The organism is Desulfovibrio subterraneus (assembly GCF_013340285.1).
GTDB lineage: Bacteria > Desulfobacterota > Desulfovibrionia > Desulfovibrionales > Desulfovibrionaceae > Halodesulfovibrio > Halodesulfovibrio subterraneus.
The window spans coordinates 66674-85594 of sequence record NZ_BLVO01000012.1 but is presented as its reverse complement, the minus strand read 5'-3'; the positions used below and the strand labels follow the sequence as shown (position 1 = coordinate 85594).

General features: G+C 58.3%; 13 protein-coding genes. 7 read left to right on the top strand and 6 right to left on the bottom strand.

Features of this window, described 5'->3' with window-relative positions; genetic code table 11:
* Nucleotides 1–243: 243 nt before the first annotated feature.
* Nucleotides 244–2016, bottom strand: a complete 1773-nt coding sequence (locus HUV30_RS04385; protein WP_174404215.1) for an AMP-binding protein — start codon at nucleotides 2014–2016, stop codon at nucleotides 244–246.
* A 271-nt stretch (nucleotides 2017–2287) separates the two neighbouring features.
* Between HUV30_RS04385 and HUV30_RS04380 the strand changes: the two genes are divergently transcribed.
* Nucleotides 2288–2596, top strand: coding sequence for a Dabb family protein (locus HUV30_RS04380; protein ID WP_174404214.1), 309 nt, complete (start codon nucleotides 2288–2290; stop codon nucleotides 2594–2596).
* A gap of 190 nt (nucleotides 2597–2786) precedes the next feature.
* Here HUV30_RS04380 and HUV30_RS04375 read toward each other — a convergent pair whose 3' ends face one another.
* The 3 genes from HUV30_RS04375 to HUV30_RS04365 form a co-directional block, all read right to left on the bottom strand.
* Nucleotides 2787–2987 carry a ribbon-helix-helix domain-containing protein gene (locus HUV30_RS04375; protein WP_174404213.1) on the bottom strand — a complete coding sequence of 67 codons (201 nt, stop codon included), beginning with the start codon at nucleotides 2985–2987 and terminating at the stop codon, nucleotides 2787–2789.
* 139 nt (nucleotides 2988–3126) lie between these two features.
* Nucleotides 3127–4566: an adenosylhomocysteinase gene (ahcY, locus tag HUV30_RS04370; RefSeq protein ID WP_174404212.1), complete on the bottom strand. Its 1440-nt coding sequence runs from the start codon at nucleotides 4564–4566 to the stop codon at nucleotides 3127–3129.
* Between the two features lie 16 nt (nucleotides 4567–4582).
* Nucleotides 4583–5506 carry an ArsR/SmtB family transcription factor gene (locus tag HUV30_RS04365; RefSeq protein WP_174404211.1) on the bottom strand — a complete coding sequence of 308 codons (924 nt, stop codon included), beginning with the start codon at nucleotides 5504–5506 and terminating at the stop codon, nucleotides 4583–4585.
* 229 nt (nucleotides 5507–5735) lie between these two features.
* Here HUV30_RS04365 and HUV30_RS04360 point away from each other — a divergent pair, with 229 nt between their 5' ends.
* Nucleotides 5736–7331, top strand: coding sequence for a response regulator (locus HUV30_RS04360; RefSeq protein WP_174404210.1), 1596 nt, complete (start codon nucleotides 5736–5738; stop codon nucleotides 7329–7331).
* On the top strand, nucleotides 7328–9271 hold the full coding sequence (locus tag HUV30_RS04355) for a cache domain-containing protein (protein ID WP_174404209.1): 1944 nt from the start codon (nucleotides 7328–7330) through the stop codon (nucleotides 9269–9271). Before HUV30_RS04360 ends, HUV30_RS04355 begins: the two co-directional genes overlap by 4 nt.
* 111 nt (nucleotides 9272–9382) lie before the next feature.
* Here HUV30_RS04355 and HUV30_RS04350 read toward each other — a convergent pair whose 3' ends face one another.
* Complete coding sequence (locus HUV30_RS04350; protein WP_174404208.1) at nucleotides 9383–10339, bottom strand: hypothetical protein; 957 nt, start codon at nucleotides 10337–10339, stop codon at nucleotides 9383–9385.
* Nucleotides 10340–10536: 197 nt separating this feature from the next.
* Nucleotides 10537–11829, bottom strand: coding sequence for a phenylacetate--CoA ligase (locus tag HUV30_RS04345; protein ID WP_174404207.1), 1293 nt, complete (start codon nucleotides 11827–11829; stop codon nucleotides 10537–10539).
* Nucleotides 11830–11993: 164 nt separating this feature from the next.
* On the opposite strand from HUV30_RS04345, the gene purD reads away from it, so the two are divergent.
* The 4 genes from purD to HUV30_RS04325 all read left to right on the top strand — a co-directional run bounded on the left by purD (nucleotide 11994) and on the right by HUV30_RS04325 (nucleotide 18912).
* Nucleotides 11994–13262, top strand: coding sequence for a phosphoribosylamine--glycine ligase (purD, locus tag HUV30_RS04340; protein ID WP_174404206.1), 1269 nt, complete (start codon nucleotides 11994–11996; stop codon nucleotides 13260–13262).
* A 197-nt stretch (nucleotides 13263–13459) separates the two neighbouring features.
* The gene (purE, locus tag HUV30_RS04335; RefSeq protein ID WP_174404205.1) at nucleotides 13460–13960 is read left to right on the top strand and encodes a 5-(carboxyamino)imidazole ribonucleotide mutase; all 501 of its coding nucleotides are present in this window, start codon (nucleotides 13460–13462) and stop codon (nucleotides 13958–13960) included.
* 374 nt (nucleotides 13961–14334) lie between these two features.
* Complete coding sequence (locus HUV30_RS04330; RefSeq protein WP_174404204.1) at nucleotides 14335–17118, top strand: ATP-dependent DNA helicase; 2784 nt, start codon at nucleotides 14335–14337, stop codon at nucleotides 17116–17118.
* A gap of 327 nt (nucleotides 17119–17445) precedes the next feature.
* Nucleotides 17446–18912: a TolC family protein gene (locus HUV30_RS04325; RefSeq protein WP_174404203.1), complete on the top strand. Its 1467-nt coding sequence runs from the start codon at nucleotides 17446–17448 to the stop codon at nucleotides 18910–18912.
* Nucleotides 18913–18921 lie beyond the last annotated feature (9 nt).

Genomic DNA, 18921 nt, shown 5'->3' with positions numbered 1-18921 from the left:
AGTTATACAAACGAGACCGTATCACGCCGTTTTGCCGGAACGTACAAGATTTTGCACTTCTCCTGCTCTTGCGCAGCGGTGCCGGTGGTCAGGTTCAAATTTCTGCACAACCGCACACAGTCCATAATCATCTATTTTCACTAGATAAAATACGCAAATTACCCCCCGGCCACCCAACAGAAAACGGGCCGGCAAGGGATGCATCCCTCACCGGCCCTGATTGTCCAAGATTTTACACTGCGCTTAGTCCACGTAGAGATAGCGCTTGATCTTGTGCGTGGGCGTTTTTTCAAACGGCTCGGTCTGCTCGATGATCTTGTGCAGTTTGGAGAAAGCGGAAACCTTATTGTTCACCTGCTGCCGCAGGGATTCGAGCACATCGTTGATCTTGGCCTGCATCTTGGCCGCAGCCAGACTGCCGAATTCTTCATCCGTCTTGGCGTAATCTATGTGCACGCGGGCAACCAGCTTGCCGTCCATCTGATAGACGATGCTCTCAAGCACCCATGCGGACTGCATGATCACGCCCTCGATTTCTTCGGGGTAGATGTTCTCCCCGCTGGGACCGATGATCACGTTCTTGAGCCGTCCCTTGATATACAGGTGGCCGTCGCTGTCCAGCTTGCCCAGATCGCCGGTGCGGAACCAGCCGTCTTCCGTGAAGGTGGCCTTGGAAATTTCCGGAGCCTTGTAATACTCGCGCATCACGTTGGGGCCTTTCACGGCAATCTCGCCTTCGCCGGTGGCAGGGTCCTTGTCCAGAATGCGGATTTCCACACCGTGCAGGGGCTTACCTATGGAATAGAGCTTGGCCCTGCCCGGTGCATCGCCAGCACACAGGGGGCTGGTTTCCGTCAGGCCGTAACCGAGGCCATAGGGAAAGCCCGCCTCGCGCAGAAAGAGCTCCACGTCGGGCGCCAGCGCCGCTCCGCCGATGCAGAACATGCGCAGGCGTCCGCCAAAGGTTTCCAGCAGCTTCTTGCCTGCAACGGCGTTGAGCTTTTTACGGACGGCAGGAATGCGATAGAGATTGCGTTTGAGCCATGTGCCGGTGAGCTTGGGCAGAATGGCCGTCTTGAATATCTTTTCTATGACCAGCGGCACGGAGAGCATGATAGAGGGACGCACCTGCGCAAGAGCAGGCAGCAGCGCGCGGGCCGTGGGCGGCTTGTCCATGTAGTAGATGTGCGCGCCGTGAGCCAGCGGCAGCACCATGCCGAGAGTGCATTCATAGGTGTGCGAAAGCGGGAGAATGGAGAGCATCCTGTCGCCGGGGGCAACTTTGATAATGGTTTCCACCACGGAGATGGCGTTTGAAACGATATTGCCGTGCGTGAGCACCACGCCCTTGGAATGGCCTGTGGTACCGGATGTATAGATGATGGCGGCCACGTCGTCGGGCTTCACCTCATACCGTTCTTCATCGAACAGACCTTCCACCACTTCAGAAAACTCACTGGGATTTTCTTCGCCCAACTTGTGGCTCACGCGTTCGGAAAAACGCTCCGCCATGCGCCATGCCTTGTCCTTCCACTTACGGAATTCGCGCATGCCGGTTTTTTTCAGTTCCTTGAGCCTGTCCTTGCCTTCGTCCAGCCCGACGGGAGAAAACGTCTCCATGAGAATGCACTGGGGCTGCTCGTCAAACTGGCCGTCTTCAAGCTTGGTGTAGAGCCTCTCGGACACGAACACCACGCTCGATTCGGAATGGCGCAAAATATGATGAATAGCGTCGGGATGAAAATCCGGCAGAATCGGGACGGCAACAGCCCCCATACCGGTAATGGCGAAATAGGCCATGGACCAGTGCGGGCAGCTTTCGCTGAGAATGGCAACCTTGTCTCCGCGTACCACGCCCTGTTCCGCAAGCAACCGGCTCAAGGATTCCACCGTTTCGGCAAATTCCCCGTAGGTTATGATCTCCCCGCCCACATACGAGACGGCAGGATCATTCGCAAAATGGGTTGCGCTTCTGTCCAGCACCGCCTGAAGCGTCAGCTTCTCCAATGGCTCCATGTTCCACTCCCTGATAGTAATCCGCCGGGTACCCCCTACCGCAGCCATTTGGGTTTACGGCAATATGAACAATCGCGCAATATCGCGGGGATGCCGGATTAGCGACAAAATGCACACATACACAGCGCCATGCGCTCCCCCCTGAGCAACCGGCATTGTCCGCAAGGCTGCCCGCCATGCCCCCTTGACCGGGAGCAGCAGATGCCGCATACCTTCTGCACAGGCACAGGCCCGTACCCGTCACACCGTATAACCACACAAGGGAAACGCCATGATCAAGCATATTGTATGGTGGTCGCTTAAGGAAGAGGCAGCAGGCGCAACCGCTGCGGAAAACTGCGAAAAGATGGTAGCCATGCTCCGCGCCCTGGAAGGCAAAATCCCTTCTCTGGACAGCATTGAAATTTCCACCACCTTCCTCGGCTCCACCACGGAAGAACCCATTCAGGTTATTCTGCAGTCCACCCACAATGACGAAGAGGGCCTGAAGGCATACGCAGTGCACCCTGAGCACATGAAGTGCGTTGAGTTCATCAAGCAGATCGTTGCCACCCGCAAGGCCATCGACTACGTGATCTAGCCCAGCATTTTTCTGCAAAAAAGAAGCCCCCGCCGGAATTCCCGCGGGGGCTTTTAACTTTCATTGCATGCAGGCAACCTTCGCCCGCTGGCGCGCGGCTCGCGACTGTGCCGACTATCTGGGCTGCCGTAAGGAACTAGACGGGACGGAACTACACCGGACGGGTCTGCAGGGGCTGCCGGAGCTGCGGTTAATCCACATCTATACCCATTTCTCCGAAGATGGCGGCATCGCGGCTGCCCGTGCGGGTCTGCAAGCGCGCCTCTTCATCCGCAAGGAACCGCGTTACCGCCTCGCCAACCAGAGAGGACACGTCACAGCCATTGGCATTAGCCAAGGCATGCAGCTTATCAGCGACTTTCTTCGGAATGGGTATTGAAGTTTCCGGCATTATTCTGCTCCCTTTTCAGTGGATATGTGCAAAGGCTACCCCGAAGCGGGAGCAAAACCAAGCAATAAAGCCGCCCCCGTAATGGAGGCGGCTTTCATAGTATCCGGCAATCCTTTCGGGCCTTGCAGCCCGAAAGGGATTAGTAGCGGTAGTGGTTGGGCTTGAAGGGGCCGTCCACGGAAACGTCGAGGTAGTCTGCCTGTTCCTTGGTCAGCTTGGTCAGCTTCACGCCGAGACGGGCGAGGTGCAGACGGGCAACTTCTTCGTCCAGCTTCTTGGGCAGGGTGTACACCTTCTTTTCCAGAGCCTTGTTGGTGGCCAGTTCGATCTGGGCCAGCGCCTGGTTGGTGAAGGAGTTGGACATAACAAAGGAGGGGTGGCCGGTGGCGCAGCCAAGGTTCACAAGGCGGCCTTCTGCCAGCACGATGATGGAACGGCCGGATTCCAGCGTCCACTTGTCCACCTGCGGCTTGATGTTCAGGCATGCGCACTTGGGGTTGCGCTCAAGGTACGCCATGTCGATTTCGTTGTCGAAATGGCCGATGTTGCAGACAATGGCCTCGTTCTTCATCTTTTCCATGTGCGCGCCGGTGATGACATTGAAGTTGCCGGTGGCTGTAACAAAGATGTCAGCTTCTCCAACGCAATCGTCCATGGTGGTTACTTCATAGCCTTCCATGGCGGCCTGCAGTGCGCAGATGGGGTCAATTTCGGTGATCAGCACGCGGGCACCCATGCCGCGCATGGACTGGGCGCAGCCCTTGCCCACGTCGCCGTAACCCAGAACAACAACCTTCTTGCCCGCTACCATCACGTCGGTGGCGCGCTTGATGCCGTCCACGAGGGATTCACGGCAGCCGTAGAGGTTGTCGAACTTGGACTTGGTCACGGAATCGTTCACGTTGATGGCGGGGAAGAGCAGCTTGCCTTCCTTTTCCATGTGGTAGAGACGATGCACGCCGGTGGTGGTTTCTTCGGAAACGCCCTGCACCTTGGCGGCAATGCGGGTCCACTTGGTGGAATCGGTCTTGTGGGACAGCGCAAGGCGGTCCATGAATATGCTGAATTCCTTGTTGTCGTAAGACTTTTCCAGCATGGAGGGGTCTTTTTCCACTTCCACGCCCTTGTGGATCATCATGGTGGCGTCGCCACCGTCGTCCACGATAAGGTCGGGGCCGGAACCGTCAGGCCAGGTCAGGGCCTGCTCGGTGCACCACCAGTATTCTTCGAGGGTTTCACCCTTCCATGCGAACACCTTGGCCATGCCGGAATCGGCAATGGCGGCGGCAGCGTGATCCTGCGTGGAGAAAATGTTGCACGATGCCCAACGGATATCCGCACCCAGTTCGTACAGGGTCTTGATGAGCATGGCGGTCTGGATGGTCATATGCAGAGAGCCCATGACCTTGAGGCCCTTGAGGGGCTTCTGGGGACCATACTTTTCAATGGTCGCCATCAGACCGGGCATTTCAAGCTCGGAAAGCTGCATTTCCTTGTAGCCGAGGTCGGCGTCCTGAATATTACGAACCTTGTTTTCCAGGCTCAGGTCGAGCGGGATGGCGCGGGTTGCGTCAGTCATGTGGTTGCCTCCAAATCTATTGTTGTGAATTTTCTGCCACTATCAGGTGAATGGACAGCCCGCGCTCAACGGGGTGGGACTTGCTGGATTTCAGCGAAAACCCTGCTTCCGTGAGCTTGAGCGCCAGTGTCGTCATATCGAATCCGAGCCAGCGGTCGCCGTATTCGGACCGCATTTTCTCGTTATCGTGCCTGTCAAAATCCGCCAGTGCCAGCAGTCCGCCGGGACGCAGCACGCGCCGGATTTCCTTGAGGGCCTCGCCGGGGTGCGAAAGGTGGTGCAGCACCATGTTTATGGCTGCAAAATCCGCCTCACCATCACGCAGGGGCAGGTGCTCAAGCTCGCCTATGCGCAGGGATACGCGGTCCGCATCCTCCACAAGGCGGCGCTTTGCAAGCTCCAGCATGCGGGGCGAACCATCCACCCCGATGACGGAAAGCGCCTTTTCCAGCATGCGCTCAAGCAGCGTGCCGGTGCCGCAGCCAAGGTCCAGCGCCACCTTGCAGCGGGGCATGTGGCCTATGATGGCTCCGGGCAGGTCAAAGTCGCCTATCACATCGCGGTTGAGCTGATCCCAGTCCTCCGCAATGGAGTTGAAGAATTGTTTGGTCTTTCGGGCGCGTTCTTCAATGATTTTCGCCGCCATGTCCGCATCGGCCTGCAGCGTATGGTCGGCGTTGATGAACGGAATGAGCGCGTCTATGAACTCGCGGCCCGGCCCTTCTTCCGGTGCGGAATAGAAGACCCACAGCCCGTCGCGGCGCGAATCGAGCAGCCCCGCTCCGGTCAGGATTTTCAGATGGCGCGACACACGCGACTGGCCCATTTCCAGAATGGAAACCAGCTCGTTCACGCTCAGCTCAAACCTGTTCAACACATGCATGAGCCGCAGACGGGTCTCGTCCGCCAAGGCTTTGATAAGGGGAAGTGCCGTTGTCATACTCAGTGCTCCTGCGCTATTTCCGACTGGCTTGATATTTCTTCATCAAGAAAAGTTGATATGGGCTTATCCCCAATCACGGATATAGTCAACACTCACCCGTGATAATTCCCCCTCTGCCACAACCTGTTATCTACCGGCTACGCAACGCATTTTGTGATTATAATACCCGCTCACCGCTCCCTTGATATCATGCAGTATCGCATGAACGTAAACAGAAGGGACACACATGAGCGATGACGACCTCCTCTTTCCTGAAGACGCCCAGCCAGACTCTCCGGCCGCTCAAGGCAAAACAGAACCCCGCAGCCATGTTCATCTGAAGCCGTGGAAAATTCTCATCGTTGATGATGAGGTCGAGGTGCACAACACCACCAGACTGGTGCTGACCGATTTCACCTTTGAAGGGGCTGAGCTGGAAATCCTGTCTGCCTACACCGGCAAAGAAGCGCTGGAGCATCTGCGCCAACATGACGACATAGCCGTGGTGCTTCTGGACGTGGTCATGGAAACGCCCCATGCGGGGCTGGACTGCGCACGGGCCATACGGCAGGAACTGAACAACCGGCTGGTGCGCATCATCCTGCGCACGGGGCAACCCGGGCAGGCGCCGGAACGCAAGGTCATCGTCGAATACGACATCAATGACTACAAGCACAAAACAGAGCTCACCTCGCAACGCCTGTTCACCACCATCTACACGGCCATCCGTTCCTATCGGGACATGCGCTCCATCGAGAAGCAGCGTGTGGGGCTCAAATACATCATTGATGCCTCGGCGAGCTTCTTTCAGGAACGCTCCATCCACACCCTTTCCAAAGGGGTGCTCACCCAGATTGAAGCGCTGTTCCGCCTGCAGAATTCGCTCTACATGAGCAGCACAGGCTTCACCGCGCTGGCCGAATCGCTGAATGCACCCAGCTGGAACATCATTTCCGCCACAGGAAAATTCGAAGAATGCGAGGGCAGCACCAGCTGCCAGTCTCTGCCGCAGGATACCGTGCAAAAAATCAACGTGGCGATTCAGGAAAAAAGCAACCTCATAGCCGATGACAAATACATCGCCTACCTTCCTACGCAGAACAAGAAATACCACATTCTGTATGTTGAAAAGGGCTCACCGGATAACTGGGAAGAACTGAAGGAGCTGCTGGAAATATTCACCACCAACGTGGGTATCGCTTTCGACAACATCTATCTGAATGACGAGATCATAAAAACCCAGAGCGAAGTGCTTTTCCGGCTGGGTGAAGTGGTGGAAACACGCTCAAAGGAAACGGCCTACCATGTTGTGCGCGTGGCGGAATACACCCGCATTCTCGCATTGGCCCACGGCGTATCCGAACAGGATGCGGAGCTCTTCAAACAGGCATCGCCCATGCATGACATAGGCAAAATAGGCATCCCTGACAGCATTCTGCTGAAACCCGGCAAGCTCACGGACGACGAATTCACCATCATGAAGCAGCACACCACCATAGGCCATTCGCTGCTGAAAACATCCGACCGCCGCATGCTGACCACGGCTGCCGACATAGCCTACACGCACCACGAGCGCTGGGACGGAACAGGATATCCGCGCGGCCTCAAGGGAGAGGACATTCCCCTGGAAGGCAGAATTACCGCCGTTGCAGATGTCTTTGACGCGCTGAGCCATGAGCGTGTCTACAAGAAGGCATGGCCCATGAATGAAGTGCTGGCCTTCTTCCACGAACAGAAAGGCAAAATGTTCGACCCTGTTCTTGTGGACCTTCTGCTGCACAATCTGGATGCCCTGCTCAAGGTCAAGGAACACTACACAGACAACATTCCGAGGGCGCTATGAGGCGATCCGGCGCCCTGCGCACATTCATGCAGACCACGTGGGTGAAGATTGCCATACCCATTGTCCTGTCGGTGGTGCTCATCTTCGGCGTCATCTTTGCCGTGCAGATTCCCAACACCTACAACGCCCTGCTGGAAAGAAAAAAATCCGCGCTGCAGGACAACGTCATGGTTGCGTGGAACCTCGTCCAGTCCTGCTACACAATGGAACTTCAGGGTCTCCTTGCGTCTGGCGAAGGACAGGAAATGGCCATTCAAATGCTCGCCCGCATGCGCTTCGGGCCGGAGCTGAAAGACTATTTCTGGATCAACGACACACGCCCCTTCATGATCATGCACCCCTATCTGCCTGAGCTGAACGGTATGGACCTCAGCAATTACAAGGACGCCACAGGCAAAAACCTGTTCATGGAGATGGTGCGCAAAAGCAGCGCCACAGGCGGCAGCTTCGTCGATTACCAGTGGCAGTGGCAGGACAACAGCGAACGCATACTGCCCAAAATTTCCTATGTAAAACGCTTTGAGCCGTGGAACTGGATCATCGGCACCGGCGCCTACCTTGAGGACATCAAGCAGGAAACCATACGCCAGACCAGAGAGATGCTTGTGGCAAGCTCCATTGCGCTGGCCTGCATCATCGCCCTTTCGCTCCTTTCCATCGCGCAGGCCCGCAAGGCATCGCAGCGCCTTACGGAAAGCGAAGCAAAAATGCACAAGATATTCAGCCAGGCCAACGAGGCTCTCTTCATTCTCGACACCAGAGGGAACATTCTCCAGTGCAATCAGGCCGTGACCGGAGTCTTCGGGTACACACCGCAGAAGACCGCCAGTTTCGGCAACATTCCATGGACAATCAGAGATGATGACGGAACGGAAAAACGTGAATCCATGCTCGAAAATGCCAGATCAGGAACGCCGGTCCGTTTTGAAGCCATCGCAGTAAACAAGGACGGCGAGAACAGATATCTGGATGCCGCCATTGTGCCCATCGCAGATGAACAAAACGTCGTATTCCACATTCTTGTCAGCGCCATGGATGTTACCGAGCGCATAGAGTCGCAGTTGCGTCTGGAAAAGCTGAACGCAAGTCTTGAACAGCGCGTTCTCGAACGCACGGAGGATCTTGAACAGTCCCTGAACACCCTGAAAAAGACCCGGGACCAGCTGGTCATGACGGAAAAGATGGCAGCACTGGGACGGCTGGTCGCAGGCGTGGCGCACGAGATCAACACCCCGCTGGGACTGGGGGTGACAAACGCCACCTATCTGCAGGAACGGCTTGCCGCCATCCGCGAATCCTATGAAACAGGCAAGTTCACCAAGGGTGAATTCGAGACATTTCTCAAAGCCGCAGACAGCGCAGCAGAGTCGATGATGCTCAACCTTACGCGCGGTGCAGAAATCATCCGCAGCTTCAAACAGGTTGCCGTGGATCAGGAAGTGGAACAAACACGCGACTTTAACCTGCACGAATACCTGCGGGAAGTGCAGCTCAGCGTGCAGCCCAAATTCAAACATTCCCCGCATACACTGGAGATTGTCTGCCCCGCAGATATTACCCTGAAAACGTACCCCGGTGCGCTCACACAGGTGCTCACCAACCTGATCATGAATTCCCTGATTCACGCCTTTGACGACACCACACCCGGCGTAGTCACCCTCTCGGCCCGAAGCATCCCCTCCGGCGTGCAGATAACCTACAGCGACAACGGCAAAGGCATGAATGCCGAGCAGTGCTCAAAAATATTCGACCCCTTCTTCACCACCAAACAGGGGCAGGGCGGCACCGGCCTTGGCATGCACATCACGTACAACCTGATTACCCAAAAACTGTGCGGCAACATCCAGCTGGAGTCCGCGCCGGGCAAAGGCACCACCTTCCGCATCTCCATTCCTCTGGAGCACCCGGACTCAGCCTGCCCGCTACTGGAACACACCTAAATGATCTGCGCCTTGTACAATTGCATACGACAAACAGAAAGCTGACAAACCAAAACCCCGCCGCCGGACTGCTCCGACGGCGGGGTTGTTACATGCGAAAAATGGGGGGGGCTAGAAATCCGGCAGGCCCATGGGCTTGGGGTATTCGTTCTCGTCCCAGTCGTTGGATGGCAGGGCATTGATCACAGGCACCAGCGTGCGCATGATTGCATCATCCCACGGCAACACATCATATATCTCCCCTGCTGCCGCCACGGTCTGACGTTCCACCTTTCCTGTGGCCTCATCCAGCAGATACAGCGACATGGGCGACTGATCCTTGAGTCTGCGCACGGAACTGCCGCCGAGCAGCCAGCGCTCGCCGTCGTGCAGGGCGCCGCGCACAAAATGGTCGCCGGTTATCTTCCAGCGTGCCGACTCATAGAGCAGGCCGCTGGGCTGCGGGGCATATTTGAGAAACTCCCCTCTTGATGACGAGCAGCAATACACCGCCCCTTCATGCTCCACCAGAGAGTGCGGGCAGTTCAGCCCGCTGGCGAGCACCTTGGATACGGTCATGCCGTGTGCGCGGTGCATGCCGAGAATCAACCCGTGGCCGCCGCCATGCCAGTCATATCCCTTGGTCTTGTAGTGGCCGAAGGGATGGTAGTGGAAGCAGGAGGCAATGACACCCTCGCCCCACGGCATGAAGTCGTTGAGGTGTATGGCATCCATGGGCCGGTCAGGCCAGCCTTCCAGCGGGTCCAGTGTGAACACGGCCCCGTCGGAGTCCGGCGGCTGGATGAGGATACGTGAGTTGCCCGTATCCACCACGCCGATCATGCCGCCGATATGATGGACGCTGTGCGCAAGGTTGGTATGCGGTCCGGGCAGCTTATGCTGACGCACGCCCTGCGGCGTGATGCGGGTGACAAATTCATCCGAGGCAAGCAGCAGGTCGTGGCCGTCGTAGCAGGCTCCGCAGGCGCGCAGCATGTTGCCGGGACAGTACCAGAATGCCTTTGCCGCCTCGGTATCGTAGCCCACCAGCGATACCAGCGAGTTCACGCAGCTCAGTAAAACCCTCATACACTCTCCGTAAGGCACATGGCCGGTTGTGTAACGAATAGACGGAGATAGAACTACCATCGCCCCCCGCATCAAGGCAACGTCAGATACTAAAAAAAGCCGCCCCGGTTACGAGGCGGCCCAGAATACTATTGTTCTTTCTGTTCCCGTATAGCCGAGACGGGCGGGAACAGCGAGATGGTACAGATACCGGACGGCTATTCCTGATCGCGCAGATCAACCACACGCTTGGACTTGCCGAAGGAACGCGGCAGCACGCCGGGGTCCACAATCTCCATCTCCACGCGGGCCATGAGCTTTTTATGCAGCTCGGCACCCACGGCACTGGCAAGCGCGGCATTGTTGCCGTCTGCGGATTCCGCATTACGCTCCAGACGCAGGGTCAGGCTGTCCTTGCCCTCCTTGCGGGTCAGCACAATCTGATATTCCGCTCCCGCTTCAGGGAACTTGTGCAGCACGTCCGCAATCTGACCGGGGTAAATGTTCACGCCACGGAAGATGATCATGTCGTCCGAGCGGCCGAGAATATGATCGTGACGGGGAATCTCCCGTCCGCAGGAGCACATGCCCGGCAGCATGCGGGTAAGGTCGCGGGTGCGGTACCGCACGAGGGGCGCGGCCTCCTTACGCAGGCTGGTCACCACCATTTCGCCCACTTCGCCATCCGGCACGGGCTGCAGGGTCTCCGGATCAAGAATTTCGATGATGAACAGGTCGGCCCAGTAATGCAGGCCTTCATGCGCATCACATTCCAGCGCGGTGCCGGGGCCGTACATCTCTGTCATGCCCGCAATGTCGTAACTGCCCTCAAGACCCAGCTTTTCCTCGAATGTCTTACGCATCTTGGCGCTATGCGCTTCCGCGCCGAAAATGATCTTGCGCAGTTTGCACTGGTCGCGCAGGCCGTTGCGCTCCACTTCTTCCGCCATGAGCAGCGCCATGGACGCCGTGGAACACAGGCAGGTGGTTCCCACATCCGTCATGAGCTGCAGTTGCATTTCAAGGTTGCCCGGTCCCACCGGCACGGTGAGCGCCCCGAACTTCTCGCAGCCCAGCTGAAAACCGGCACCGGCAGTCCACAGGCCGTAGCCCACGGCAATCTGCACGCGGTCCAGCGTGGTCAGTCCGGCAATCTCGTAGCAGCGCGCCATCTGCAAGGCAAAGGTATCAATATCATTCTGCGTGTAAGCCAGAATCTTGCGTTTGCCCGTGGTGCCTGAAGAAGCGTGAATACGCACAACCTGCTCCTCCGGTACGGAAAGCAGGGGAAGCGGATACCCTTCACGAAGATCCGCCACCGTGGTAAAGGGGAGCAGCCGGATGTCGTCAAGGGTGGTAATATCGTCAGGGTGCACCCCTGCCGCATCGAACTTGGCCCTGTAGGCGGGGCTGTTCGCATAGGCATGGCGTACCGTCCATCGCAATCCCTCAAGCTGAAGCGCCGCCAACTTCTCCGCAGGCAGATGCGGCAAAAAACGATGAGTCACCATACGCACTCCCAACGAACTGAAATAGTAGTATAAATATGTTTCTTGAACCAAACGGCAAAAGCATGTATCAGGCGCACACCACAACACGCAAGCCACGTGACTGAACGTGCTATCACGAAACAGGACGGGGGAAAACCCTGTCTAAAGCCATACGGAGGCCAGACGTGCGGATTCTGATCGTCGGAAATGGCGGACGCGAACATGCTCTTGCATGGAAAATGCGTCAGAGCCCGAAAGTTGACGAGATTTTCATTGCCCCCGGCAACGGCGGCACCGCCCTTGAAGGCACCAACGTGCCCATCGCGGTTGATGACATTCCCGCACTGGTTGCCTTTGCCAAAGAACAGAAGATTGACCTCGTGGTTCCGGGTCCGGAACTGCCCCTCGTGCTCGGCATCAAGGACGCTCTTGATCTTGCCGGAATCCCCTGCTTCGGCCCCAATGCCTTTGCCGCCCAGCTGGAAGGCTCCAAGGCGTTCGCCAAGAACATCATGGATGAAGCAGGCGTGCCCACTGCCGCATTCGGCGTATTCGATGAATTCGAAGATGCCCGGGACTATGTTCTGGAAGTCGGCGCTCCCATCGTGGTAAAGGCCGACGGCCTTGCCGCTGGCAAGGGCGTTGTGGTTGCACAGACCACGGACGAAGCCATTGGCGCGCTGGAAGAAATCATGATCCAGCAGGCATTCGGCGCATCGGGCAAGCACGTTGTCATTGAAGAGTGCCTCATCGGTGAAGAGGCATCGTTCATCTGCTTCTGCGACGGCAAGACCGTAAAGCCTCTGCCCTCCTCGCAGGATCACAAGGCCGTATTCGACGGCGACACCGGCCCGAACACCGGCGGCATGGGCGCATACAGCCCTGCCCCTGTTCTGCCCGCCGAACGCTACGACGAGATCATCGAACTGGTCATGAAGCCCGTGTGCAACACGCTGGGCAAGAAGGACAAGCCTTTCGTGGGCATCCTTTACGCCGGTCTCATGATGACCGCCAAGGGCCCCTATGTGCTCGAATTCAACGTGCGCTTCGGCGACCCAGAATGCCAGCCGCTGCTCATGCGTCTGGACAGCGATATCGTGGACGTGATGATGGCCTGCGTTGAAGGCCGCCTTGCCGAAACCCCGCTGAACATCAAGCAGGAAACCACCCTCGGTGTGGTCATTGCGGCAGAAGGCTACCCCAACAGCTACCCCAGAGGCATGGAGATCAACGGCATCGAAGAGGCGGAAGCCATCGGCGATCTGAAGGTCTTTCAGGCCGGAACCACCCTTGAAGACGGCGTTACCCGCGCCAACGGCGGCCGTGTGCTGTGCGTTACCGCGCTGGGTGCCACCCTTGCCGATGCCCAGAAGCGCGCCTACGAAGGCGTTGCCAAGCTGCGCATGGACAAGGCGTATTACCGCCGCGACATCGGCTTCAAGGGTCTGAAATAGGATACGTTTCGTTCCGCTGCTGCTGAACGCCGAAGCGTGGCTGCCGGACCGGAGAACAGTTCCGGCACTTCCGGCCCCCTTTGGAATGGCTGCCCCCTGCCTGCACACGTTATCGTAGGCACTAGAAAAGCGCGGACGAAAGACCATAACAACGGCTCTGGCAACAACCACCCGAACCCCTTTCAGGAGTAATGAACATGCCTCAGGTCGGTATATTCATGGGAAGCCTTTCCGACGAAGAAACCATGCGCCCCTGCACGGAAGTGCTGGAGCAGCTGGGCATCAGCTACCTTTTCACGGTCAGCTCCGCCCACCGCACGCCGGAACGCACCGAGCATCTGGTGGACAAGCTGGAGAAGGAAGGCTGTCAGGTCTTCATCTGCGCCGCCGGTATGGCCGCACATCTTGCAGGCGCAGTTGCCGCTCGCACCCTCAAGCCCGTTCTCGGCGTGCCGATCACGGCTTCCAAGCTGGGCGGCATGGATGCGCTGCTGGCCACCGTCATGATGCCCCCCGGCTACCCCGTGGGCACCGTGGCGCTGGACAAGGCCGGAGCCAAGAACGCTGCATGGCTTGCCGCGCAGATCATCGCGCTGCAGGATGCCAAGGTCGCTGCAAAGCTCACTGCCGCACGCGAAGAATTCAAGGCGCAGGTCATCAAGAGCGCCGAGGATCTTGAAGCACGCATGGCAAAATAGCCACGCCTGCCATACAACAAAACATGAGGCCGCATCCGTCAGGGTGCGGCCTTTTTTCATCTGCCCTGCCACGGTAACCGCAATTCATGGGCCTGATGCGACGGGGAGGTCAGACCTGGCCCAATTGGACCAAGCCTGAGCGGACTTGATAGAGCTGATCCGACTTGATCGGCCTGATCGGAACTGATCAAAATTGCCCCGCACTGACCGGAGCTGGCAGGGCATGGGCGGACACGATCTAAACGAACCAGAAGTAATCGGAAGTAATCGGAACCAATCAGAACGGGTTGAATCTGGCCGGAACGGGTCGGAACTGTCCGGAACTGCGCCATATTCAGACTGACAGCCACCCGCCCTTCTGATACCAGAAAGCCATGTTCCAGCCGTTGATGCACCCCATCCGCGACATAGGGTTTCTCTTTGTCCACATGGCCGCCCCGCCTGCCGGAGCGGTTGCGCCCTATGCCGTGGCCGCCATCCGCATTACGCCGGAGGGCAAGCGCACCAGCTACCATTCGCTCATCCGCACCAAGGCCACCCGCGCCCGCGACTTCATGCATTCGCATGTCAGCCGCAAGGCGCTTGGGGGGGCACCTGAGCATGCACAGGTGCAGGATGCCCTGTGCGACTTTCTGGCCGGACTGGAATTCGTGTTCTGCTACGATCCGTACGATGCCCTGCCCGCGTTGCAGGAGCTGCTGCGCGGTTTGCGCGTGCTTGATCTGGGATTCGCGGCAGACTACTTCATGCCTTGGGGGTCCAGCGCCTCGCCACGGCAGCTGTGGGAAACAATCCACGGCCAGCCCCGCGACAAGGTCAGCTTTTCCGCGGAAGAAGGTGCGGAACTCGGCCTTGCCTTCACGCGGCATCTGTTCGGTTCCGTACTCGCAGACACCCGATTCCCCGGGGCACGGGCCCTGCGTCACTATCTGGCGCACAGCGACACCCTGTTCGGCGATGCCTGCTGCCACCTGCTGCACCATTTTTCCGGATACTTTGACGGCGGTCTTGTCACACCGGTTACAGCGGATGACACGCCGGACTGGCGGCAGTTTCTGGAAAAAGCCCCCACCATCGAACCGCGAGACGCGCAGGGTACCGGCTTTACCGAGGTGCCGGAGCGGGACATAAGCCAGCTCTATGAACAGCTTGCCCACCGTCGCAAGGGCTACCGCGTGCGCGAGCCGCAGGTCACGTATGCCGGACATGTGGCCCACGCGCTGAACACCAACGCAGTCGCCTGCATAGAGGCAGGCACAGGCACGGGCAAAACGCTGGGCTATCTGCTGCCTGTCATGGAATTTCTCAAGCGTAATCCCCAGCAGCGCGTGGCCATTGCCACCTACACCAAGAGCCTGCAAAACCAGCTTTACGGCAATGAGCTGGAAGCCTGCCGCGAGCTTTTCGGGCAATACAGAAGCATCCCTGCCGCCCTCATCAAGGGCAAGAGCAACTACGTGTGCGCCCACAAGCTCGACGATGTGCTCTCGCCCGACATGGACGGCGAAGAACTGCTCGCGTGGCTGTTCTTCGTGAACATCTGCTACCGCTACCGTCTTGCAGACTGTGAAGATATTTCGCCCCGCCTGCGCCGCAGGCTGGACGGCAACCGCCAGCTCACAGGCCTGATGCTGGAAGTGAGCGCAGGAAGCGGCTGCCACGCCACCCACTCGCACTGTCCCGCACAGGTGGTGACGGCAGAGGCGGCCAATGCGCGCCTCATCATCACCAACCACAACAAGCTCATTCTCATGGAGAAGGACGGCAAGCTCAACGGGCTGTTCCGCCACTGCGTCATAGACGAAGCCAACCACTTCGAAGACGCAGTGCGCAGCGCCATGAGCCCGGAAGTTGCCACCTCGGATGTGCAGGGCCATGCCCGCTACCTGCGTGAGCAGTGCCGCAAGCTGGTGGCTTCTCCCTCCACTCCGCCGCTGGACAGGGACAGGGCCGAACGCGGCGTAGATGCCATAGGCGTGCTGCTGCGGGCGCTGGACACCATGCGCGACCGCTTTCTCGCCATGGACAGGGGAGCGCTGGGCGGTGCCATTGCCGTGACTCCGGCACACAAGGCCTTTACCAACGGCCACATCGCCAACGACCTGAAGCATCTGCACGGGCTCATGGAAGCCGTGCACGAAAACACGGCCTTCTTCAACGGCAAGGAGGCCGGACGCCTGCCCCTGCCGTTCAAGACGCTCTCGCGCTGCCGCACCATGCGCATGCTGGTGCATGAGGCCATGTTCAACCTCGCGCAGCTGCGCACGGGTCTGGAATCAGAAGGCACGTGGCAGTCCGTGCAGGTCTTTCCGCGCAACTGGATTCTCGGCGGCGGACAGGTCTATGTGGGTCCGCTGGTGCGCAACCACATTCTCGCACGCCGCGATACCGTGGTGTTCACCTCGGCCACGCTCACCCATCAGGCCAGCTTTGCCCCCTTCCGCCGCAGCCTCGGACTGGGCAAGGGGCAGCACATTCTCTTTGACGACACGGAAGCACCGCCCAAGCCCTGCTTCGTCACCCGCGTGTCCCCGCCGTTCGAGCCGGATTTCGCCCTTGTAGTGCCATCCGGCACGCCCACGGCCATGTTCGAGCACAAGGCCACGTGGCTGAACTATGTTTCCAAGGTCATTCCCGATCTCATAGAGCTGAACCACGGTGCCACGCTGGTGCTCTGCGCCAGTTACGAGGACCTTGAAGCCCTGCGCGAACGGCTGGAGCGCGAATACGACGGGGAATACCCCCTGCTGTTCCAGAAAAAGGGCGAGCCGCCCGCAGCGCTGTGTGACGAGTTCCGCGCCGCAAAGGAAAGCGTGCTCTTCGGCGTGGAAACCTTCTGGCACGGCGTGGATTTTCCCGGCGACACCCTCACGCAGGTCATCATCACCCGCCTGCCCTTTCCATCGCCCTCGTCCCCGCTCATGGACGCGCGCAAGCGCTGCCTGCCGGACGCAGCCTACTGGGACCGATACCGATACGAAACCGCCATCAAGTTCCGTCAGGGCGTGGGCAGACTCATCCGCCGCGAAACAGACAAGGGCATCGTGGTGGTGCTGGACAACCGCCTGCTCAAAAATCGCAAGTTAGCCCCCTGTCCCGTAGTGGAAGGCATGCAGAACCTGCCTGAGCACCTGCGCCGGGGTAAACGCCAGCCCTGACCCGACAAAATTCCCCCTGATCCAACAAAATACTCCCCCCTCCGCCTGCATAGTGTAAATTATGATCAGGCTCTCACCTGCTGCCCCCCTGCTCCCTTTCCTGCTGCGCTCCTGTTCAAAAATCATACACATGACAGGGCCAAGGCAGGGCAAAATCGTCCATTTTTTATACGATATGACACGATGTGCACCATCATGCACTTCTTATTCGGACTAATCTAGTCCGAAATAACTTGCTTTTTACGTGATGGTACGCATCTTGTTTAGTGGAGCTACAGCATAATGAAAGACAGTGCAGCCACATCTTCAACAGGAACAGGAAAATCAATGCAGCGTGAACATCCAATCCAAGTCAGGCAGACCCGGCTTCCCCGCCAGCAGGCAACTGCCGCAGCCATTGTCCATGCGGGCGCAAACGCCATGCATTCTGCACCCTTGCGCCTTCTCGCATTGTTCCTTCCGGTGGCAATCATCATGGCCGCCCTTGCAACCCTTGCCATGCACGGTGTTGCAAGAGCACAGGAGCCTGTATCCATTGCCCCCCTTCCCGCCTACCTGAAAACAGCCGCCGAAAACAACGGGGAGCTGCAGGCAGCCTTCGCCCGCTGGCGCGCAGCCGTGCAGAAGGCTCCGCAGGCTTCGGTCATGCCCGACCCCGAACTGCGTTTCGGCTATTTCATCGAGCCTGTGGAAACCCGCACCGGTCCCCAGCGCTGGCGATACGGCATTTCACAAAAATTTCCCTGGCCCGGTAAACTGAGCGACAAGGAACAGATAGCCCTGCACGAGGCAGACACCCTGCGGGCGCAGGCGGAAGGCACCAAACTTGCGCTCTACCGTGACGTGAAGAATGCCTTTTACGAATACGCCTATCTTGAGCGCGCCATAAACATTACCCGTGAAAATGAAGAACTGCTGCAATATCTGGAAGACGTGGCCCGCGCCCGCTATGCGGCGGGAGGTACGCCCTATTCCGATGTGCTGCGCACGCAGGTGGAACTGGACAAACTGGGAGAACGCCTGCGCTCGATGCAGGACCTGCGCACCCCGCTTGGCGCACGCCTGAACGCGGCCATGGGGCGTGAAACCAATGAGCCGGTGCAGGTTCCCGATGCAGTGCCGGTCATGGAAATATCCATGAATGACGACATCCTGCGCACGGCACTCAAGGAAAACAACCCCGCGCTGCACGGCTATGATGCGCAGGCGGAAAAAGCCAAATCAGCAGCCTCGCTGGCAGAACGAAACTATTTCCCGGACGTAACGCTCGGTCTGGAATCCATATATACCGACAGGCCCCGCAACAATGCCGACATGTTCAATAAAGGCGACGACCCTCTCATCGCATCAATCGGCATAAACCTGCCCATCTGGCGCTCGGGACGCGATGCCGCAGTAATCGAAAGCAAGGAGATGCTCCTTGCCGCCCACCGGGGAAGGCAAGGCAAGCAGGACTCGCTTCTTGCCGACCTTGAGCTGGCCCTGTTCCGCTACCGCGATGCAGGACGGCGCATAGAACTGTACAAGGATACCCTGCTCCCCCGCGCGGAACAGGCCATAGAAGTATCACTGCAGGCCTACCAGAGCGGCAAGGCATCGTTCAGCGACATCACCGAAACACAGAAAAGCTATCTTGAACTGCATCTTGCCTATGCCCGCGCCCTGACGGACCAGGCCCAGCGCATCGCCGACATGGAAGCCCTGACCGGCGGTGAAATCCCCTGCAAGTATCACGGTTCCGTGCTGGAAAAACCCTCCCTGCCGGAATCTGATCTCAAGACAACCATTAAATAGCTGAAGCAA

Excerpts from the sequence above, each read along its gene's own strand:
- HUV30_RS04350 (WP_174404208.1), bottom strand. The coding sequence starts at position 10,339 with ATGAGGGTTTTACTGAGCTGCGTGAACTCGCTGGTATCGCTGGTGGGC.
- ahcY (WP_174404212.1), bottom strand. The coding sequence starts at position 4,566 with ATGACTGACGCAACCCGCGCCATCCCGCTCGACCTGAGCCTGGAAAAC.
- HUV30_RS04365 (WP_174404211.1), bottom strand. The coding sequence starts at position 5,506 with ATGACAACGGCACTTCCCCTTATCAAAGCCTTGGCGGACGAGACCCGT.
- HUV30_RS04385 (WP_174404215.1), bottom strand. The coding sequence starts at position 2,016 with ATGGAGCCATTGGAGAAGCTGACGCTTCAGGCGGTGCTGGACAGAAGC.
- HUV30_RS04330 (WP_174404204.1), top strand. The coding sequence starts at position 14,335 with ATGTTCCAGCCGTTGATGCACCCCATCCGCGACATAGGGTTTCTCTTT.
- HUV30_RS04375 (WP_174404213.1), bottom strand. The coding sequence starts at position 2,987 with ATGCCGGAAACTTCAATACCCATTCCGAAGAAAGTCGCTGATAAGCTG.
- HUV30_RS04355 (WP_174404209.1), top strand. The coding sequence starts at position 7,328 with ATGAGGCGATCCGGCGCCCTGCGCACATTCATGCAGACCACGTGGGTG.
- HUV30_RS04325 (WP_174404203.1), top strand. The coding sequence starts at position 17,446 with ATGCAGCGTGAACATCCAATCCAAGTCAGGCAGACCCGGCTTCCCCGC.
- purE (WP_174404205.1), top strand. The coding sequence starts at position 13,460 with ATGCCTCAGGTCGGTATATTCATGGGAAGCCTTTCCGACGAAGAAACC.
- HUV30_RS04360 (WP_174404210.1), top strand. The coding sequence starts at position 5,736 with ATGAGCGATGACGACCTCCTCTTTCCTGAAGACGCCCAGCCAGACTCT.
- HUV30_RS04345 (WP_174404207.1), bottom strand. The coding sequence starts at position 11,829 with ATGGTGACTCATCGTTTTTTGCCGCATCTGCCTGCGGAGAAGTTGGCG.
- HUV30_RS04380 (WP_174404214.1), top strand. The coding sequence starts at position 2,288 with ATGATCAAGCATATTGTATGGTGGTCGCTTAAGGAAGAGGCAGCAGGC.